Annotated in this window: 21 protein-coding genes; 15 read left to right on the top strand and 6 right to left on the bottom strand. The window is 38.9% G+C overall.

The features are described 5' to 3' along the window. Window positions 1-25: 25 nt before the first annotated feature. From OZX60_04730 to OZX60_04720, 3 genes are all read left to right on the top strand, one after another. Window positions 26-2,362, top strand: coding sequence for an endonuclease MutS2 (locus OZX60_04730; protein ID WEV44748.1), 2,337 nt, complete (start codon window positions 26-28; stop codon window positions 2,360-2,362). Between the two features lie 91 nt (window positions 2,363-2,453). After that, a complete protein-coding gene (gene trxA, locus OZX60_04725) occupies window positions 2,454-2,771 on the top strand; it encodes a thioredoxin (GenBank protein WEV44747.1) in 318 nt (105 codons plus the stop codon). An 87-nt stretch (window positions 2,772-2,858) separates the two neighbouring features. After that, a complete protein-coding gene (locus tag OZX60_04720; protein WEV44746.1) occupies window positions 2,859-2,984 on the top strand; it encodes a DUF4044 domain-containing protein in 126 nt (41 codons plus the stop codon). Between the two features lie 116 nt (window positions 2,985-3,100). Here OZX60_04720 and OZX60_04715 read toward each other — a convergent pair whose 3' ends face one another. From OZX60_04715 to OZX60_04690, 6 genes are all read right to left on the bottom strand, one after another. Beyond that, the gene (locus OZX60_04715; protein WEV44745.1) at window positions 3,101-4,819 is read right to left on the bottom strand and encodes a phospho-sugar mutase; all 1,719 of its coding nucleotides are present in this window, start codon (window positions 4,817-4,819) and stop codon (window positions 3,101-3,103) included. A gap of 76 nt (window positions 4,820-4,895) precedes the next feature. Continuing rightward, the gene (locus OZX60_04710) at window positions 4,896-5,486 is read right to left on the bottom strand and encodes an ECF transporter S component (GenBank protein ID WEV44744.1); all 591 of its coding nucleotides are present in this window, start codon (window positions 5,484-5,486) and stop codon (window positions 4,896-4,898) included. Next, entirely contained in the window at window positions 5,473-6,027 is a 555-nt protein-coding gene (coaC, locus tag OZX60_04705; GenBank protein WEV45881.1) for a phosphopantothenoylcysteine decarboxylase, read from the bottom strand. Before coaC ends, OZX60_04710 begins: the two co-directional genes overlap by 14 nt. Next, entirely contained in the window at window positions 6,024-6,722 is a 699-nt protein-coding gene (locus OZX60_04700) for a phosphopantothenate--cysteine ligase (protein WEV44743.1), read from the bottom strand. The genes coaC and OZX60_04700 overlap by 4 nt, the downstream gene beginning before the upstream one ends. A gap of 63 nt (window positions 6,723-6,785) precedes the next feature. After that, the gene (locus OZX60_04695) at window positions 6,786-7,982 is read right to left on the bottom strand and encodes a cation:proton antiporter (protein WEV44742.1); all 1,197 of its coding nucleotides are present in this window, start codon (window positions 7,980-7,982) and stop codon (window positions 6,786-6,788) included. 47 nt (window positions 7,983-8,029) lie between these two features. Next, on the bottom strand, window positions 8,030-8,212 hold the full coding sequence (locus tag OZX60_04690; GenBank protein ID WEV44741.1) for a 4-oxalocrotonate tautomerase: 183 nt from the start codon (window positions 8,210-8,212) through the stop codon (window positions 8,030-8,032). Between the two features lie 176 nt (window positions 8,213-8,388). Between OZX60_04690 and OZX60_04685 the strand changes: the two genes are divergently transcribed. The 12 genes from OZX60_04685 (at window position 8,389) to dnaK (ending at window position 19,433) form a co-directional block, all read left to right on the top strand. Beyond that, window positions 8,389-8,970 (top strand): thymidine kinase, encoded by a 582-nt coding sequence (locus OZX60_04685; GenBank protein ID WEV44740.1) that lies wholly within the window; start codon window positions 8,389-8,391, stop codon window positions 8,968-8,970. Then, window positions 8,970-10,043, top strand: coding sequence for a peptide chain release factor 1 (prfA, locus tag OZX60_04680; protein WEV44739.1), 1,074 nt, complete (start codon window positions 8,970-8,972; stop codon window positions 10,041-10,043). Before OZX60_04685 ends, prfA begins: the two co-directional genes overlap by 1 nt. A 15-nt stretch (window positions 10,044-10,058) precedes the next feature. Then, window positions 10,059-10,877: a peptide chain release factor N(5)-glutamine methyltransferase gene (prmC, locus tag OZX60_04675; GenBank protein ID WEV44738.1), complete on the top strand. Its 819-nt coding sequence runs from the start codon at window positions 10,059-10,061 to the stop codon at window positions 10,875-10,877. Beyond that, window positions 10,867-11,475: an L-threonylcarbamoyladenylate synthase gene (locus OZX60_04670; GenBank protein WEV44737.1), complete on the top strand. Its 609-nt coding sequence runs from the start codon at window positions 10,867-10,869 to the stop codon at window positions 11,473-11,475. The genes prmC and OZX60_04670 overlap by 11 nt, the downstream gene beginning before the upstream one ends. After that, window positions 11,472-12,725 (top strand): serine hydroxymethyltransferase, encoded by a 1,254-nt coding sequence (locus OZX60_04665; protein ID WEV44736.1) that lies wholly within the window; start codon window positions 11,472-11,474, stop codon window positions 12,723-12,725. The genes OZX60_04670 and OZX60_04665 overlap by 4 nt, the downstream gene beginning before the upstream one ends. A gap of 7 nt (window positions 12,726-12,732) precedes the next feature. After that, entirely contained in the window at window positions 12,733-13,713 is a 981-nt protein-coding gene (locus tag OZX60_04660; protein WEV44735.1) for a nucleoid-associated protein, read from the top strand. 27 nt (window positions 13,714-13,740) lie between these two features. Next, window positions 13,741-14,352: a lysozyme family protein gene (locus tag OZX60_04655; GenBank protein ID WEV44734.1), complete on the top strand. Its 612-nt coding sequence runs from the start codon at window positions 13,741-13,743 to the stop codon at window positions 14,350-14,352. A gap of 132 nt (window positions 14,353-14,484) precedes the next feature. Beyond that, window positions 14,485-15,174: a phosphoglycerate mutase family protein gene (locus OZX60_04650; GenBank protein WEV44733.1), complete on the top strand. Its 690-nt coding sequence runs from the start codon at window positions 14,485-14,487 to the stop codon at window positions 15,172-15,174. Window positions 15,175-15,208: 34 nt separating this feature from the next. Continuing rightward, the gene (locus OZX60_04645) at window positions 15,209-15,814 is read left to right on the top strand and encodes a glycoside hydrolase family 73 protein (protein ID WEV44732.1); all 606 of its coding nucleotides are present in this window, start codon (window positions 15,209-15,211) and stop codon (window positions 15,812-15,814) included. Window positions 15,815-15,932: 118 nt separating this feature from the next. Beyond that, the gene (hrcA, locus tag OZX60_04640; protein ID WEV44731.1) at window positions 15,933-16,970 is read left to right on the top strand and encodes a heat-inducible transcriptional repressor HrcA; all 1,038 of its coding nucleotides are present in this window, start codon (window positions 15,933-15,935) and stop codon (window positions 16,968-16,970) included. 22 nt (window positions 16,971-16,992) lie between these two features. Further along, on the top strand, window positions 16,993-17,520 hold the full coding sequence (gene grpE, locus OZX60_04635) for a nucleotide exchange factor GrpE (protein WEV44730.1): 528 nt from the start codon (window positions 16,993-16,995) through the stop codon (window positions 17,518-17,520). 89 nt (window positions 17,521-17,609) lie between these two features. After that, the gene (gene dnaK, locus OZX60_04630; protein ID WEV44729.1) at window positions 17,610-19,433 is read left to right on the top strand and encodes a molecular chaperone DnaK; all 1,824 of its coding nucleotides are present in this window, start codon (window positions 17,610-17,612) and stop codon (window positions 19,431-19,433) included. Window positions 19,434-19,561: the final 128 nt, after the last annotated feature.

The following is a 19,561-nucleotide window of genomic DNA, read 5'->3' as shown; positions in this document are numbered from 1 at the left end:
CCTTTTTTAGATAGTAGGAGAACTAATGAATAAAAAAATATTAACAACCCTTGAGTTTCAAAAGGTTAAGGATCAATTTTTACCCTTTTTAAATACGGCCCAAGGACTTGAAGAACTTACTAAGCTTTTACCGACCACCAAGGAGGAGAAAATCCTAGAATGGTTTAAGGAGCTTTCTGAACTTACAGATGCCGTCCAGGAAAATGGCCCCCTTAAAATTGGTGAAACAGAAGACCTAACAGAAATTCTAAGAAGACTCGATCTTGAGGCCAATCTTAATGGTCCAGAATTAGCCAAAATTAAAAGGGTTATCAGGGTTGTAAGTGAGCTTTTAAATTATTTTTACGACTGCCAAAATGTGAGTTTTGATAGCCTGCAAAATCTTCTAGATAAATTTAGGGATCTTCCTAAGTTAAATGGCCTCTTACAAATCGTTGATGAAACAGGCCATATTCTTGATACTGCAAGTGATAGACTTTTTGAACTCAGGATGTCTTCTAAAAAACTTGAATCAGATATTAGGCAGATTATGCAGGAAAATCTTTCCAAAAATGCCAGTAATCTGAGTGAGTCAATTATAACCATCAGAAATGACCGCCAGGTTTTACCGGTCAAGGTTGAAAGTAAAAACAAGGTTCCTGGTGTGGTTCATGATATGAGTTCTAGTGGTCAAACAGTCTATATCGAACCCAAGCAGGCCCTAGCTTTAAACAATAAACTTTCTCAAAATAAAATTGAAGAAAGAAATGAGATTGAAAGAATCTTAAGTCTGGTATCTGACGCCTTAAGGCCTCACAGTCAGGATCTTAAGCAAAATAACTGGCTTCTAGGTCACTTTGATTTAATTAATGCCAAATACAGGTACAAGCTTGACAGAAAGGGAACCATTCCTGAGCTTAGTTTAGATAAGGATATCATGCTATATGAGGTTCGTCATCCCCTTATTGACGATCAAATGTCAGTAGCAAATACCTTAAAATTTGATGCAAGTATTAATACAATTGTTATTACAGGACCAAATACCGGTGGGAAGACCATTAGTCTAAAGACCCTTGGTTTGGCACAACTTATGGGTCAATCAGGACTTCCAATTCTTGCTGAAGAGGGAAGTAAAATTGGTATCTTTAGGGAAATTTTTGCAGACATTGGTGATGGCCAGTCTGTTGAACAAAGCCTGTCAACTTTTTCAAGTCACATGACAAATATCATTGATATTTTAAATCATGTTGACAAGGACAGTTTGGTTCTTTTGGATGAGTTAGGAGCTGGGACTGATCCTAAAGAAGGAGCGGTTCTTGCCATCTCCATTCTTGACTTCCTCCGCCTGTCTAAGACTAAAACCATGGCTACAACCCACTATCCAGAACTTAAGGCCTACGGGGTTGAAAATCCTGGTGTAATTAATGCCAGCATGGAATTTGACCTAGATAATTTCAGGCCAACCTACCGCCTGGTTATGGGGGTTCCAGGAAGATCTAATGCCCTTGAAATATCAAGGCGCTTGGGACTTTTTGATAAGATTATTGAGCAGGCAGAATCTTTGACCGATCAAAATGATCAAGACGTAAACCTTATGATTGCCAATCTAGAGGAGAAGAACTACGCTTTGACTGAAAGTCTTAGCAATATTAAAAAACTTGAAGCTGAGAATTTAAAACTCCATAATGATTTGAGTAAGATGTACAAGGCCTTTAATCGGGACAGGGAACAGGAACTAAATAAGGCAAGGGTTGAAGCTCAAGATATCATTAAACTTGCGACAGAAGAAGCAGATTCAATCCTTAAGGACTTAAATGAGAGAGCTCAACTTAAACCGCATGAGATTATAAATGCCAAGACTGAACTTTCAAAACTTGCCCCTCAGATAGTTGATTTATCAAAGAATAAGGTGCTTAAAAAAGCCAAGAAGGCGCGGGGGCTTAAACCTGGGGCTGAGGTTATAGTTAATGAATATGGTCAAAAGGCTACCCTTGTTAAACTTGAAAAGGATGGGCGCTGGCAGGTGCAGATGGGTCTTATTAATACTCGCCTAAGAGAAGATGAATTTGAACCTATCAAGAAAGAGGAGCAGAAGGCTTCCAAGAAGGTGAACGTTGTTAAAAGGAGCCAAGGTAAAACCCTTAAGGGTCAACTTGATCTCAGGGGGATGCGTTATGAGGAAGCTGAACGAGACCTTGAAGAGTACATCGATCAGGCCCTCTTAAACAATATGGGTCAAATTACAATTGTCCACGGGATTGGAACAGGGGTAATTAGGGAGATGGTTCAAAAATACCTGAGAAGAAACTCTCATATCAAGTCCTTTGACTATGCCCCGCAAAATGCAGGTGGTAGTGGTGCAACCATAGCCATTTTAAAGTAAGTCTTTAGGCGAGCAATTTTTAAAAAAATTTAGTAGAATTAAAGCAGATGGAAAGCTATCCATAAGCAAAAGTAAGCAGGAGGAAAATAGAATGGTATTAGCAGTTACTGATAAAGATTTCGTAGAAGAAACAAAAGAAGGTTTAGTCCTTGTTGATTTTTGGGCAGCATGGTGTGGTCCATGTCGTATGCAAGGTCCTATCCTTGATCAACTTTCAGAAGAAATTGATGAAAGCGAACTTAAAATCGTTAAGATGGACGTAGATGAAAACTCTGAAACACCTTCACAATTTGGTGTTATGAGTATTCCAACCCTTCTTTTCAAAAAAGATGGGGAAGTTGTTAAACAAGTAGCAGGTGTTCACACTAAAGAACAAATCCTTGCTATTGTTAAGGAACTTGAAGCTTAAGAACGAGTTATCTTCAAAATTTAAGGATTTAGGAGAGCTTGCAAAAGAAGGAAATTTTTGATAAACTAGCCATGAAATGAGGTAGTTATGGCATATCAAGAACGTAGTAAAACGAAAAGTCCCTTTCAAAAAATGGTAATAGCTGTGGCATGGATTATGCTTATCCTAACCCTTGCAGGAGCTCTTGGAGCTGCCCTGTCAGCTATTTTATAAGATTTTTACTGGTTATATTAAAATTAGTAAGTAAAAACCACCCACTTGCCTGGCAGGATAGGGTGGTTTTTTTATATTTCAATCAAAAACCCCCTAGGTTAGTAGGGGGCTATTTTTTATGCTAAAAAGTTGTTAATTTCTGTTTCGATGTTGTTAAGTTTTGCTTGAGCAGCAGCTTCAGTATCAGCAACTACAGCCAGGTAGAATTTGATTTTTGGTTCAGTTCCACTTGGACGAACGGCAATCCAGCTACCATCTTCTAGGTGGTATTTAAGAACATCACTTGGCGGAGTTGTAAGTTTTGTTACAGATCCGTCTTTAGAAGTAGCAGTAAGTTCCTTGAAGTCTTCAGTCAAGACAACGTCCATTCCGTCAAACTGTTTAGGAGCAGAAGTGCGGAACTTGCTCATGATTTCTTTGATTTGTTCGCTTCCGTTGATTCCTTCAAGGGTTACAGAGATTGTTTTCTCCATGAAGTAGCCATATTCAGCATAGATGTCTTGGATTCCGTCGTAAAGAGTTTTACCAAGAGATTTGTAGTAGGCTGCAACTTCACAGATTAGAAGTAAAGCTTGGATGGCATCCTTGTCACGAACGAATGGTTTGATAAGGTATCCGAAGCTTTCCTCAAAACCAAACATGTAAGTGTGGTCACCAGTATCCTCAAATTCTTGGATTTTTTCTGCGATGAACTTGAATCCTGTAAGAACATTCATCATCTCAACACTGTAGCTTTCAGCAATACGAGCAACAAGATCTGTTGATACGATTGATTTTAGGACTGCGGCATTTTCTGGTAGAGTTCCAGCCTGTTTGTGGGCCTCAAGAATGTATTTAGCAAGGATGGCACCAATCTGATTACCTGAAAGTGGTTGGTAGTTTCCGTTTGGTAGAAGAACTTCTACTCCGATACGGTCAGCATCTGGGTCAGTTGCCACAAGCATTTCAGCTCCAACCTCACGACCAAGCTCTTCAGCAAGTTCAAAGGCTGCTTGACTTTCTGGGTTTGGTGACTTAACAGTTGGGAAGTCACCGTCAGGAATTGCCTGCTCTTCAACAACTGCAATCTTATCAAATCCAGCTTGGGCAAGTCCTGCACGTCCTAGCATCTCACCAGTTCCGTGAAGAGGTGTGAAGACGATGTTTAGATCACGACCGAATTCATCGATTAATTTTTGGTTGATAGTGACTGATTTAAGATTTTCTAGGTACTTATCATCAATGGTTTTTCCGATGATTGTAATTAGACCCTCTCTTAGGTAGTCATTAGTATTTCCTGGTTTAACAGAAAAGATATCGTCAATTTCATCAACATATTTTGTAAGAGCATCGGCATCATGTGGAGGCATTTGTCCGCCGTCCTCACCATAAACCTTGTAACCATTATATGGCGCAGGGTTGTGACTGGCTGTAATCATGATTCCGTTTAGGGCATTAAGATCACGCACAGCAAAAGATAGTTCTGGTGTTGGTCTTAATGATTCAAATACGTATGAAGGAATACCGTGAGAAGCAAGAACACTTGCTGCCTCCATGGCAAATTCAGGTGAAAAATGACGTGAATCATAGGCAATAGCTACTCCACGTTTTTTCTCAGCCTCACCCTTACTATCCATAAGACGAGCTAGTCCTTCAGTAGTTAGACGAACTGTGTAGATGTTCATACGGTTGGTTCCAACTCCGATAAGACCGCGTTGTCCGGCAGTACCAAACTCAAGGTTTGTGTAAAAAGCATCCTCAATTTGTTCATCAGTAAGATTCTTTAATTCTTCTTTTAAATGCGAATCAAGATCTTCATTGTTAAGCCATACTTGATAAGTATCCTTGTAACTCATTTAATTCTCCTTTATTATTTCTACAAACTATGTGTAAACATTTACATTCTAACACAAAAAAAGCGTTTTTACACGCTTAATCTTTAATCTTCATAAGAGTTGGAACAATTGCTGCTGTAAGAATTGTTGAACAAATAGCTTCTGCAATTGAGTTTGTTCCAACGATTGAGGCAAGAACCGTTTTAAGGGACCAGCCGAGGACATCTCCGAACATAAAATAAATGGCCGAAAGGACTAAAATTGTATTGGTTAAACTTCCCGCACAACCAGCAAGACCAGCTCCAAATTTTGGATGTTTTTTAAAGGCCTTAAAAACGTAATAGGGAATAATTCCGATTAAAATTCTTGGGACAAAGGCGATTAGAAGAGATCTTAAATCTCCGTGATTAGTCCCAGGAAGTGGTTGAAGGGGGGTAAAAAGAAAACTTGTTGGAGTTGTAATGATGGTCAAGGTTAGACTACTTATCACACCCATTGAAAATCCAAGAAAGGCTCCCTTTTTAGGTCCTAAAATAACTGAACCAATAATAACTGGGATGTGGATTAAAGTCGGTCTTATTGGAAATGGCCAGACGGTAAAGATAATCTGAGTTAGGACATTAATTACAATCATTGAAGCAAGCAGGATCGACAGGATCGCAATATTTGAGGCACTATTTTTTTTCACTGGTTAATAACTCCTTAATTTTATTTTCAATATCAGATAGGTCAGCAAGGGCACCTTTGCCGTAATCACCACAAGCTAGTAAAGAAACCTTGGGTTCGACAAGCTCAAAGTCAACTGACTTTAGAATATCGATATTTCTTTGAGTCAAAGGATTTTCATACATTTTTGTATTCATGGCTGGGGCAATTAATTTTTTAGTCGAGCCATCTAGAGCCAAGGCGACTGAACTTACAATGTCCTGAGCACGTCCCTGGGCAAGTCTACTAATGGTATCGGCACTAGCCGGGGCAACAACAAATAAGTCAGTCCTTTTAGCCAGCTCAATATGATTTACTACCCTAGGTGACTCCTCATCCATAATATCTGTATGGACTGTATTTTTTGAAAGAACTTGGAGGGTCAAGGGGGTAATAAACTGCTGGGCGCTTTGGGTCATGAGAACAGTAATATCATGACCTGCCTTTTTCAAGGAAGAGACTAAATCTGCTGCCTTATAGGCTGAGATACTTCCCGTTACGGCAAGAGTTATGTTAGCCATTATTTATCTCCTTCTGCTAATTGCTTTACTTTTTCAAAGATTAAAGCAGCAATTTCTTTTTTGGTACTTGCTGGGTACTCAGCTTTGTCATCTACCAGGTAGCCCAGGTGCTTGTCGGCATAAATATCCTGTAAATCATTAGCAAAGATATAGTCGGCACGATTTTTTTTAAGGCTTTCTCTAGCGACTTTTAGGAGTTGTTCCTTAGGAACGTCAACAAGAAGCTTGAAACCGATAAGAATGATATCTTCCTTGTAGTTTTTAATTTTACTAATTATCTTGGGATTTTTTTTGAGGAAGAGGACCTGGTAGTCAGAGGCAGAAGAGATTTTCTTGTCAGTATTTTTAAGGTTCAGAAAATCAGCAAGATTATTACTTTCCTCAACTTCTTTAAAGTCAGTCATATAAAGAGGAGAATAGTCACTAACGGCCATGGTATGGATTACAGCTTGGGCTGTAGGGACTAATTTTTTCATTTGCTGATCAAGGTCTTCGGTATCACCAATGGTGATTATTTGAAGATTTTCGTGATCTGGGGGCAAAACAGCATTCCTACCAGCAAGAAGTGTTACCTGGCAATCTTCTTTTAAAAATTTTTCACAAAGTATTTTTCCAAGACTTCCGCTTGCAAAGTTTGTAATTCCTCTAACCTGGTCAATGTTTTCTGTGGTACCGCCTGATGTGATTAGGATCCTCATCAAAATCTCCTTTTGTTTGTGATGATGTCAGACAATTATATATAAATTTTGACAAATTAGCAATTAAGCCAGATTTTCTAGGTCACTTGTTTTGGAAAATTTAAATAAAAATTTAAGCATAAGAGGGGCTAAAATTGTGGTGGCAATTATAACTAAAACAAGCTGAGAATAAAGGTCAGTGGAAAGCATCCCACCCGTTAGTCCTACCCTTGCAATAATTAAGGCCATTTCTCCCCGACTGACCATACCAGTACCGATAATTAAGGATTCGGGTCTTGTGATTTTAAAGATTCTTGCGGCCAAGTAGGCTGGAATAATTTTTGATAGCAGGGCTAGGATTGTAAGAACGATGATGGGTAGAATATTTTGGTCCAAGCCAGAAAGTTCTAGAGGTAGGGTAATAGAGGTTAAGAAGATTGGGATGAAGAAGCTTTGGGCCATGGTTGATATATTATTTTCTACCATATGATGATGCGAACCTTCATACAAGCTTTCCTTTTTTTGGCCCAAAATAAGACCTGCAAAGAAGGCGCCGATAACATCAGACATGCCAATACTTTGAGCAAGAATGGCTAAGAAAAAGCAGATAATAAGAGATAGGCTGGTATCGCTAGCAAAAAGATTAGTTTTCTTACTTATTTTTTTACTTACCTTAAAGATTAAATCTAGTAGATATTTAGAAAGTAAAAAGAGAAAGCAGATAAATAGTAGCTGACCAAGAATTTGAAATCCTATCTTTGAAGGGCTGTTTGAGTGGCTATCTGGTGAAAGTAGGCTAAGTGAGAAAACGGCTAAGATGTCGTCAAGAACGGCGGCCCCCAAAATGACAGCAGCAAATCTAGTATGCATCTTTTTGTATTCTTGGAGAACTTCAATGGTTATTGAAACACTGGTTGCAGCAAAAACAAGTCCTAAAAAGAGAGCCTTTTGATTGTCAAATCCCTGAATCCCCCTCGCATAGGTATAAAAAATTACTAGGGGAAAGAGAACACCAAATAGGGCTACCAAACAGCTTGGTTTAACATATTTTTTTAAAAGTTTTAAGTCAGCTTCAAAACCGGCTAAGAACATTAAAAGAATAACTCCGACTTCTGATAGAAAATCGGTGGTCTGACTCTCCTCTACAAGACCTAAAAGAGGGCCGATTATAAGGGCCATTAAAAGTTGGCCAACAACAACTGGTAGGCCCCATCTTTTGGCTAGTAGGCTAGCTAGAAAAAGGGCTGATAAAATAATTAATATCTGTAAAATAAGTGACATCTTTCCTCCTATATAATAATAAAAAAGTAATACGACCCTAGGTCATATTACTTTTTCTTCATTTGGCCGTGTGGGTAGTAAGTACCTTCAGGCATATCATTAATAAAAACGTGAATGGCTTCAGCTGGGGCACCAGTATTTTTAGTGACAACTTCTGTAATTTCACGGGCTAAATTTATTTTCTGTTCTTCAGTGCGGCCTTCAAAAAGGTCAATGCGGACAAAGGGCATAAAATCCTCCTAAAAATTTTTAAGATTATTGTAACATTAATTTATCAAATAGTAAAAGCTAGTCTGAAAATACAAAAAGCCTGGCTAGAAAAAAAGTCCCTTCTATGGTAAAATCATAAAGGACTTCATTATAGCCTTTGAAGGCTATAAATGATTGGGAAGGATAAATATTAACAATGGCACAGTTATTTTTTCGCTACGGTTCAATGAACGCCGGCAAAACGATTGAAATCTTAAAGGTTGCTCATAATTATGAGGAGCAAGGAAAAAAAGTGGTTCTGATGACCAGTGCCCTAGATACCCGGGACGGGGTAGGGGTGATTTCTTCACGAATTGGAATGAGCAGACCAGCCCTTCCAGTGACAGATGAAATGGATCTTTTTGATTATATCAATCAGATGGAAGAAAAACCTTACTGTATTCTTGTTGATGAATGTCAGTTCCTAAGTAAGAAAAATGTTTATGATTTAGCAAAAATTGTTGATGATTTAAATGTGCCAGTCATGGCCTTTGGTCTAAAAAACGATTTTAGAAATGAAATGTTTGAAGGATCAAAGCAGCTACTACTCTTGGCTGATAAAATTGAAGAAATTAAAACAATCTGCTGGTACTGTAGTAAAAAGGCGATCATGATTCTCCATTTTCTAGATGGAGAGCCTGTCTATGAGGGCGAACCCATTCAAATCGGAGGTAATGAATCCTACCTACCGGTTTGCCGCAAGCACTACTTTAACCCAGATATTAAGGAGAATAACTAATGTATGATCAACTTCAAGCGGTAGAAGACCGTTACGAAGAACTTGGGGAACTTTTAAGTGACCCAGAGGTAGTTTCTGATACCAAACGCTTCATGGCTCTTTCTAAAGAAGAGGCAAGCATTCGCCAAACTGTTGCGGCTTACCGTGACTACAAGAAGACCCTTGAAACAATCTCAGACAGTGAAGAACTACTAGGAGAAAGTGGTCTTGACGATGAGATGATTGAAATGGCCAAGGAAGAGCTGAAAGATGCCAAGGCCCACAAGGAAGAATTAGAAGAAGAAATCAAAATCTTACTACTTCCTAAAGACCCAAATGACGACAAAAACATCATCATGGAAATCCGCGGAGCAGCAGGTGGTGACGAAGCAGCACTCTTTGCCGGAGATCTTTTAAACATGTACCAACGCTATGCCGAAGGTCAAGGTTGGAAGTTTGAAGTTATGGAAGCAAATATTACAGGTGTTGGTGGTTACAAAGAAGTTATCGCCATGGTTTCAGGAGACTCTGTTTACTCTAAGCTTAAGTATGAGTCAGGAGCCCACCGTGTTCAGCGTATCCCTTCAACTGAATCACAAGGCCGTGTCCACACTTCAACTGCCACAGTAGTAGTCCTACCAGAAGCCGAAGACGTGCAAATCGACATCCCAGATTCAGACCTACGTACAGACATCTACCACGCATCAGGTGCCGGAGGTCAGCACGTCAACAAGACTGCCTCAGCAGTCCGTATCGTCCACCTTCCAACTGGTATTAAGGTTGAGATGCAGGACGAGCGTAGCCAACAAAAGAACCGTGAAAAGGCTATGAAAATCATCCGCGCCCGCGTTTATGACCACTATGCCCAAGAGGCTCAAAGCGAGTATGATGCAACCCGTAAGTCAGCAGTCGGAACAGGGGACCGTTCAGAACGTATCAGAACTTACAACTTCCCGCAAAACCGTGTGACCGACCACCGTATTGGTCTTACTGTGCAAAAACTTGACCAGATTATTGCTGGTAAACTGGACGAAGTTGTTGACGCTCTAGTGATTTATGACCAAACTCAAAAACTAGAAGAATTAAATAAATAATCTAAGGAAGTAAGTATGAAATATAGGGAGTTCTTTGAGCAAAAATTAATCGAAGTAAAAAATCAGGAAGACCTGGCTTATGTTTTTCGCTACCTCAAGGAACTTGATACCTTGGATTACGTAAAATTGCTCAACGAGGAGGTTACAGAAGATAACCTCCTTCTTTTAGAAGAAATATCACAGCGGCTTGTAAACATGGAGCCTGCCCAATATATAGTGGGTAACACTGATTTTTATGACCTAAACCTAAAAGTCGATCAAAGGGTTTTAATCCCTCGCCCTGAAACAGAGGAGCTTGTTGATTTAATTCTTAGGGAAAATCAAGGACCAAAGCTTCGGGTGCTAGATTTGGGTACAGGTTCTGGAGCCATTGGTCTGTCCCTTAAAAAGGCGCGTCCAGACTGGGATTTAGTTCTAGCTGACATCTCCCAAGATGCCCTTGATTTAGCCTCAGACAATGCCCAGGCAAATAATCTCCAGGTTGAGTTTATCCAAAGTGATGTATTTTCGAATCTTTCGGGAAATTTTGATATAATTGTGTCCAACCCGCCTTATATCTCCTTTGATGAAGAAGTATATATGGATGAGTCTGTTATTAGGCATGAGCCAGACTTGGCCCTTTATGCTGAAAATTCAGGCCTCCTTATCTATGAAAAAATCGCCCAGGGTGCCCCTGATTTATTGAAGGACCAGGGAAAAATTTACTTGGAAATTGGCTTCAAGCAAGCAAGTCAGGTTAAAAAAATATTTTCAGAAGTCTATCCAGCTAAAAGAATTAGAGTTTTTAAGGATTTGGCTGGACTTGATAGGATGGTAGTAGTCGATGAAAACTGAAATTTTAACAGACAATCAACTCGATTTAGCAGCGACCTTCTTAAAAGAAGGGGAGCTTGTGGCCATGCCCACTGAAACAGTCTACGGATTATTTGCGGATGCTCTTAATGAAGAAGCTGTCAGACAGGTATTTGCTGTCAAAGGAAGAAAGTTAGATCATGCCTTAAATTTAAATATCTCAGGCCTTTCTGATCTTTACAAGTATTCTAAAAATCAACCTGCAAATCTTAAGCAGGTAATTAAAAAATTTTGGCCGGGTCCTCTAACGATTATTCTTGAATCAAGTGATCAGGTTCCTTCCTATATCAATCAAGGAAAGGATACTGTAGGCTTTAGGATGCCAGACAATGCTTTTACTTTAGAAGTTATTAGAAAAGTAGGTGTTTTGGTAGGGCCAAGTGCCAATTTAACAGGGCAACCTAGTCCAAGAAAAGCCGCTCAGGTCATGGAAGATTTTGCAGGAAAAATTAGGGCCCTTAAAGAGGATGATCCAAGTATTAGTGGGCTAGACTCAACCATCGTTGATTTTTCAAAGGGAAGTCCTAGGATTTTAAGGCAGGGAGCAGTGAAATTAGAAAGTATTGAGGAGCTATTATGATTTTTAATGAAGAAGACTATATTTTACAAGACCCTGAATTATGGGCTGCTGTTCGTGCAGAAGAAGACCGCCAGCAACAAAACATTGAATTAATTGCCAGTGAAAATGTTGCAAGCCCAGCTGTAATGGCTGCTCAAGGAAGTCTTTTAACAAATAAGTATGCTGAAGGATACCCAGGACGTCGTTATTACGGCGGAACTGAGGCTGTCGATGTGGTTGAAAATTTAGCCATTGAAAGGGCCAAGGAACTTTTTGGAGCTAAGTTTGCAAATGTTCAACCTCATTCAGGTAGCCAGGCTAACCAGGCAGCTTATATGAGTTTAATCCAACCAGGTGATAAGGTAATGGGAATGGACCTTGCAGCTGGAGGACACTTAACTCACGGGGCAGCAGTAAGCTTCTCAGGTAAGACCTATGATTTTACATCTTACGGGGTTGATCCAAAGACAGAGGAACTTGACTATGAGGCTATTTTAAACATGGCCCGTGAGGTTCAGCCTAAACTTATTGTAGCTGGAGCGTCAGCCTACTCAAAAGCCATTGATTTTGCGGAATTTCGTAAAATTGCTGATGAGGTTGGGGCAAAACTTATGGTCGATATGGCTCACATCGCAGGTCTTGTTGCAGCTGGTCTTCACCAAAATCCTATGGAGTATGCTGACCTTGTAACAACTACAACCCATAAAACCTTAAGGGGACCTCGCGGAGGAATGATTCTTACAAATGATGAGGATTTAGCCAAGAAGATAAATAGTAGCATCTTCCCAGGTATTCAAGGAGGACCATTAGAGCATGTAATCGCAGCCAAGGCTGTTGCCTTTAAAGAAGCGATGGGTCAAGACTTTGTTGACTATCAAACTCAGGTAATTAAAAATGCCCAGGCTATGGTTGAGGTTTTTGACCAAGAAGAAGGTCTTCGTGTAATAAGTGGTGGTACTGACAATCATCTGTTTATGCTAGATGTTACAGGTCTTGATATCAATGGTAAGGAAGCTCAAAATCTTCTAGATGAAGTAAGTATTACCCTTAATAAAAATTCAATTCCTTTTGAGCCCCTAAGTCCTTTTATTACAAGTGGTGTGAGGATTGGAACCCCAGCTATTACTAGTCGAGGCTTCAAAGAGGAAGAATCAAGGGAAGTAGCAAGACTTATCATTAAAGCTTTCAAGAATAAGAATAATCCTCAAGTTCTTGATCAAGTAAAAGTTGAGGTTAAAAACCTAACTGATAAATTCCCCCTATATAAATAATAAGTAAATGTTAGATATATATGTAAAAAAGGCAATTATTCATTCCTTTGATCCAGGCCAAGAGGATTTGGATTTTTCAGAAGACCTACTAGATTTAACCCCCTCCCTTTTAGACTATGTCAGTAAAAAAGTGGAGAAGGTTTATACAGACAAGGCAAAAAGAGGTGAGTTATCTGCTGAAAATAATTTTCTAGCTCTTATCGGTTCTGATTTCCTTCAAACAAGTAAGGAGATTGCAAACCTTTGGCAGGAAGAATATAGGTTGGCTGAAGAGCCCAGGTTAAGTGATTTGCTCTTTGTTGAATTTGAAAAGGATGCCGTTAATCATTTTGCCTTTATGAGGATGGCCCTGCGGGAAAATTTTTCCCACCTGGTTGAAAATCAATCGATTACAATTAAAAGAACCCAGAAGAGTCTACCTGGTGCAGGTAGTCCAGCTGATGAGGCTCTTATCATAAATCTTTCTTCTAGAAGGTATCATTTAATCGAAAAGAGAATCAAATATAACGGAAAAACTTATAACTATCTGTCAGAAAATCTTCTAGCAGATAGTCCTGACCTGTCAATTGATCATGCTATAAAGGCCATTAAAAAAACAGCCCATGCTGTTGCTGGTGAATTCAATAAGGATGACTTTGAATTTTCTTCAAAAGTTCAAAACTTGGTTTATTCGTCAATTGAAGAAAATCAGTCCCTTGATCCAGAAAACCTGGCAGATCAATTCTTTTCAGATAATCTAAGTGCCCGCCTCGAATTCAAGGATAATCTTAAGGAAATTTTACCTGAAAGGGTTGATTTTTCAGAGATTCCTAGTCAAGGACTTGAAAAGAAATTATCCAATCAAAAACTGTCCTTATCAAACGGGATTGAACTCATGGTTCCTCAAAGCCTTTATGATGATGTAAATTCGGTTGAATTCATCCAGGAAGAGGACGGAAGTTATTCAATTTTAATTAAAAATATTGAAGAAATAAAAAATAAGTGGTAAAGCTGCTATTTAGAAGGCAGGTAATGTATGTTTAAACTAATTCGAAGATTAATAATCCTTGCTATTTTGGTATTTTCGGGAATATATCTCTTTGAGGTTCATAAGAATGTTAAGCAGGTTATGACCTATAAGACTTATATTGAAGAAAGCCTAAAGGATCACGGAGTAGAAGGTAATAATGATACTGAACTTGCTTTGGCTATAATTTATACTGAAACAAAGGGTAAGACCGCAGATGTTATGCAGTCGAGTGAAAGTTTGGGTTATGAACCTAACTCCATCTCCAGCCAGGAGGATAGTATAAAGCAGGGGATTATGACTTTATCAGAGCGCCTGCAGGAAGCTTCTCTTGCTGGAGTTGATGTTTGGACAGGTGTCCAGGCCTATAATTTTGGTGAGGCCTACATTGACTATGTGGCTCAAAGGGGTAAGAAAAATACCCTTAAGCTTAGTGAAAGTTATTCAGCTGATGTTCTTGCCAAGTCTTTAGGTAATGAAGATGCAAGTACTTACAGGCATTTGACTCCAATTTCTTTCTTTTTTAATGGAGGTAAGTTGTATGTTAATGGCGGTAATATTTTCTATGCCTGGGAGGTAAGGATTAATCTATATCTTGTAAGATTCATGAGTTGGTTTTAAGGAGCACCCTGCGGGGTGCTTTTTATTTAGGTAAAACAGCCCTAATGCTAGCTAGTTAACAAGATTAAAAAAAATATGCTATAATGTGCCAAACAGGGCGTTTAAATTTAGGTTTATGAAAGGAAGATAAAGATGGTTAAAATTTATTTGGTAAGACATGGGAAAACCATGTTTAATACAATTGGTCGTGCTCAAGGTTGGTCAGATACTCCCCTAACCAAGGACGGAGAAATTGGAATAATTGAACTAGGACTTGGCTTTAAGGATAAGGGAATTAAGTTTGACCGGGCCTACTCTTCAGATAGTGGTCGAACCCTTCAGACTATGAATCTAATTTTAAGTCGATCAGAAAATCAAGATATTCCTTATACTATGGATCCTCGTATTCGGGAGTGGTGCTTTGGAAGTATGGACGGAGCCTATGACGGGGAGTTGTTTGGCGGAGTTCTCCCAAGAACCCAGGCCTTTAAGGGACAAGATATTGAAAAGTTGAGCTATGAGGACATGGCTAATGGAATCATGGAAGTTGATACTGCCGGTTGGGCAGAGCCTTGGGAACTCTTACGAGAACGAATTCTTACAGGCTTTAGGGATATAGCGACTGAGGCAATGGATACAGGGGCAGAAAATATTGTCATTGTTAGCCACGGATTAACTATAGCGACCTTTATCCATCTGATTAATCCAGATCAACCAAGAGTTCAAGCCCTTGATAATGGAAGTGTTACTGAACTTACCTTTGATGGTGATTTTAAGATTGAAAGCGTCGGAGACATGTCTTACCGGACTAAAGGACGTCAATTAATGGGAGAGAAGTCATAAATAAGGACTTATGGAAAAAGATTAGTTACGGAGGATGCGGGTGAGGCGGAAGTTAAAGCTACCATTTTTTATCTTTTTTATTTTGATAGAACTGCTGGTAACCCTATTTATTGGAAATTTTTCCCTGGTGCATACCAGTGGAGTTTCCACTAAGGTTGAAGATAAGATAGTAAAAATTGACCGTACGGAGTTTATTAAAGAAATTGCTCCCTCTGCTGAAGAGGTTCAAAAGGCATATGGGATAAGAGCTTCGTTGATTATAGCCCAGGCTAGTTTGGAGTCAAATTTTGGTCAAAGTGAACTAGCCAGTAAGTATAAAAATTTATTTGGTGTAAAAGCAGACAGCAGCGGTAAACATATTAAACTTGAAACCAAGGAGTATCTAGACGGTGAATGGATTACTGCCACAGGTGATTTTGCTTGGTACGATTCCTGGAGGGATTCAATCATTGCTCATGCAAAACTTATGCGTGAAGGGGTTGATTGGGACAAGTCCAAGTATGCAGAAGTAGTCGCAGCTGATGACTACAAGGAGGCGGCTCAGGCCATCCAAGATGCAGGCTATGCAACTGATCCAACCTATGCAAGTAAGTTAATAGAGTTAATTGAGCAGTATAAATTATATGAATATGATAATTAATTAGATAAATTAGCACTTGATTAAATCAAGTGCTAATTTTTTATGCTTTTTTCTTGACTTTGTATAAAATAGGGTGTATTATATATTCATAGTTAGCAGTCAGGAGGTGTGAGTGCTAATGTTAACAAAAAGACAAGAGGAAATCTTAAGCCTGATTGTAATTAGGTACGGATCTACCCGTATACCTGTTGGATCCAAAGTTTTGATGGATTCAATTAAGGCATCAAGTGCTACTATTAGAAATGATATGAAGGTACTTGAAAATGCTGGCTTTTTAAAGAAAGAGCACCTTTCAAGCGGAAGGGTACCATCGGTTGATGGTTACAAGTACTTTATTGATAATTTCCTAAAACCTGATCAACTTGACCGGGACGCAATTTTTGAAATTATGAATTCTTTTGACCATGATTTTTACAGGTTGAGTGATATTTTTGAAACAGCAGCTAGCTTACTTGCTAGTAGGACTGGACTTACGAGTTTTGTCATGGGAATACCACCCATTGATCAAGTTCTAACAAATTTTGATATTGTTGTCCTTGATAATCATTCGGCACTTGCAGTTATGACTTTAAGTACTGGAATGGTCAAGACTAATCAGTTTGTTCTACCAAGTAGTATGGCGGTTGATGATGTTAAAAAAATTTCAGCCATTGTAAAAAGCAGGTTGGTCGGTAAAAAAGTACTGGATATCCATTATGCTTTAAGGACTGAAATACCTCAAATTTTGGCTAGATTTTTCCAGGTAACAGCTAACTTATCAGAACTCTTTGATTATATCTTCTCTGTTTTATATGAAGAAGATATTCAGATGGTTGATGAGTACAAGTTACTTGATTATGCCAAACACAATGAGAAGTTGTATCAGCTCCTGAGTGACCGGGAAATGTTAGCCCAAAAACTTAGGGGAATCGTAAAAGATGACAATGCAAGGACCATAAAATTAGGCGATGATGATTTATTTGAAAATTTAACTCTTATAGCCCAAAAATTTATTATTCCCTATCGGGGTATGGGAACAGCGCTTGTTATCGCACCGATTGATATTGATTACGACCGAGTGGTTGGTATTGTGGATTTAATAGCTAATATTTTATCAATGAAGCTGGCTGACTATTATAGGTACCTGGATGGTAACCATTATGAGGTCCAGCGGTAGTTGAAAAGATAAGGAGAAGAATGTGTCTAAGGAAGATTTAAAAAACGAAGAAATAACAGAAGAAGTTGAAGAAAATTTAGCTGAAGAGGCCCAGGAACTTGTTGAGGAACTAAGTGAGCTTGAGCTGATTCAAAAGAAAGCTGATGAACTTGAGGATAAATACTTGAGAACAGCAGCTGAAATGCAAAACATTCAGCGCCGTGGTATCGAGGAACGTCAAACTCTTCAAAAATATCGTTCACAAGATTTGGCCAAAAAAATTATTCCAAGTCTTGATAACTTAGAGCGTGCCCTCCTTGTCGAAGGAATGGATGACTCTGTTAAAAAAGGAATTGAGATGGTTCAAGAGAGCCTATCAAATGCTTTAAAGGAAGAAGGAGTTGAAGAAATTTCAACTGAAGGAGCTTTTGATCCTAACTTCCATATGGCAGTCCAAACTGTTCCAGCAGATAATGAGCACCCTGCAGATACGATTGTTCAGGTCTTCCAGAAGGGTTATAAACTTCATGACCGTGTGTTAAGACCAAGCATGGTAGTGGTAGCTCAGTAATCAACAAAATTTTTGACTGAAATGTCTTTAAACTATAAAATTAGAATTGAAATAAAATAATAGAAATAAAAACAAAGGGGAAAAGTAATATGTCTAAAATTATTGGTATTGACTTAGGAACAACTAACTCAGCAGTAGCAGTCCTTGAAGGTGGAGATGCTAAAATCATTCCAAATCCAGAAGGAAACCGTACAACTCCATCAGTTGTAGCCTTCAAAAACGGAGAAATCCAAGTTGGTGAAGTTGCTAAACGTCAAGCTGTAACAAACCCTGATACAATTGCGTCAATCAAACGTCACATGGGTGAAGACTACAAGGTTGAAGCTAATGGTAAATCTTACACTCCACAAGAAATCTCAGCTATGATTCTTCAATACCTTAAAGGTTTTGCTGAGGACTACCTTGGAGAAAAAGTTGATAAAGCGGTAATTACAGTACCAGCTTACTTCAATGATGCACAACGTCAAGCTACTAAAGATGCTGGTAAAATTGCAGGTCTTGAAGTTGAACGTATTGTAAATGAACCAACAGCAGCAGCGCTTGCTTACGGTCTTGATAAAGCAGAAGATACTGACGAAAAAGTTCTTGTATTTGACCTTGGTGGTGGTACATTTGACGTATCTATCCTTGAACTTGGAGACGGAGTATTCGACGTACTTTCAACAGCTGGAGATAACCACCTAGGTGGAGATGACTTTGATAACAAGATTATCGACTGGATGGTTGCTGAATTCAAGAAAGAAAACGGAATTGACCTTTCTAAAGATAAAATGGCTATGCAACGTCTAAAAGACTCAGCTGAAAAAGCTAAAAAAGATTTATCAGGTGTAAGCTCAACTCAAATCAGCCTACCATTCATCACAGCTGGTGAAGCAGGACCTCTTCACTTAGAGTTAACTCTTACTCGTGCTAAATTCGATGAACTTACAAGTGATTTAGTAGAACGTACTAAAGAACCAGTTCGCCGTGCCCTTTCTGATGCAGGACTTAAAGCTTCAGACATCGATGAAGTTATCCTAGTTGGTGGATCAACTCGTATTCCTGCAGTAGTTGAAGCTGTTAAGAAAGAAACTGGTAAAGAACCAAACAAATCTGTTAACCCTGATGAAGTAGTAGCTATGGGTGCTGCCATCCAAGGTGGAGTTATCACAGGTGATGTTAAAGACGTAGTTCTTCTTGACGTAACACCACTTTCACTTGGTATTGAAACAATGGGTGGAATTATGACTAAACTTATCGATCGTAACACTACTATCCCAACAAGTAAATCACAAGTGTTCTCAACTGCAGCTGACAACCAACCAGCAGTAGATATCCACGTGCTTCAAGGTGAACGTCCAATGGCAGCTGACAATAAAACTTTAGGTCGCTTCCAACTTACAGATATTCCAGCAGCTCCTCGTGGTATCCCACAAATCGAAGTAACATTTGATATTGATAAAAATGGTATCGTATCAGTTAAAGCTAAAGATTTAGGAACTGAAAAAGAACAAACAATCGTTATCCAATCTAACTCAGGACTTACTGATGAAGAAATCGATAAAATGATGAAAGAAGCTGAAGCTAATGCTGAAGCTGATGCTAAACGTAAAGAAGAAGTAGATGCTCGTAATGAAGCTGATTCACTTGTCTTCCAAGTTGGTAAAACTCTTCAAGATCTTGAAGGAAAACTTGATGAAGCTCTTGTTAAGAAAGCAGAAGATGCGCGTGAAGCTCTAGTTACAGCCCTAGAAGGTGACGATATCGAAGATATCAAAGCTAAAACAGCTAGCCTTAATGAAGTTGTTCAAGAACTTTCTGTAAAACTTTATGAGCAAGCAGCAGCTGAACAACAAGCAGCTGGTGGAGATTCATCACAAGCTTCATCAAATGATGATGTAGTTGACGGTGACTTCGAAGAAGTTGACAAATAAGAATCTTGAAAAGAACACCCTAGGGTGTTCTTTTTTTTATTTTATAATGTTATAATGTCCCCAACATTGACCTAAGGATAAAAAAATAAAGATAAATTAAATCTAAAAGCTTTGCAAGCTTTTATTTG

This window comes from Streptococcaceae bacterium ESL0687 (genome assembly GCA_029392475.1).
Lineage (GTDB): Bacteria > Bacillota > Bacilli > Lactobacillales > Streptococcaceae > Floricoccus.
This window is presented reverse-complemented; position numbering and strand designations above follow the sequence as displayed.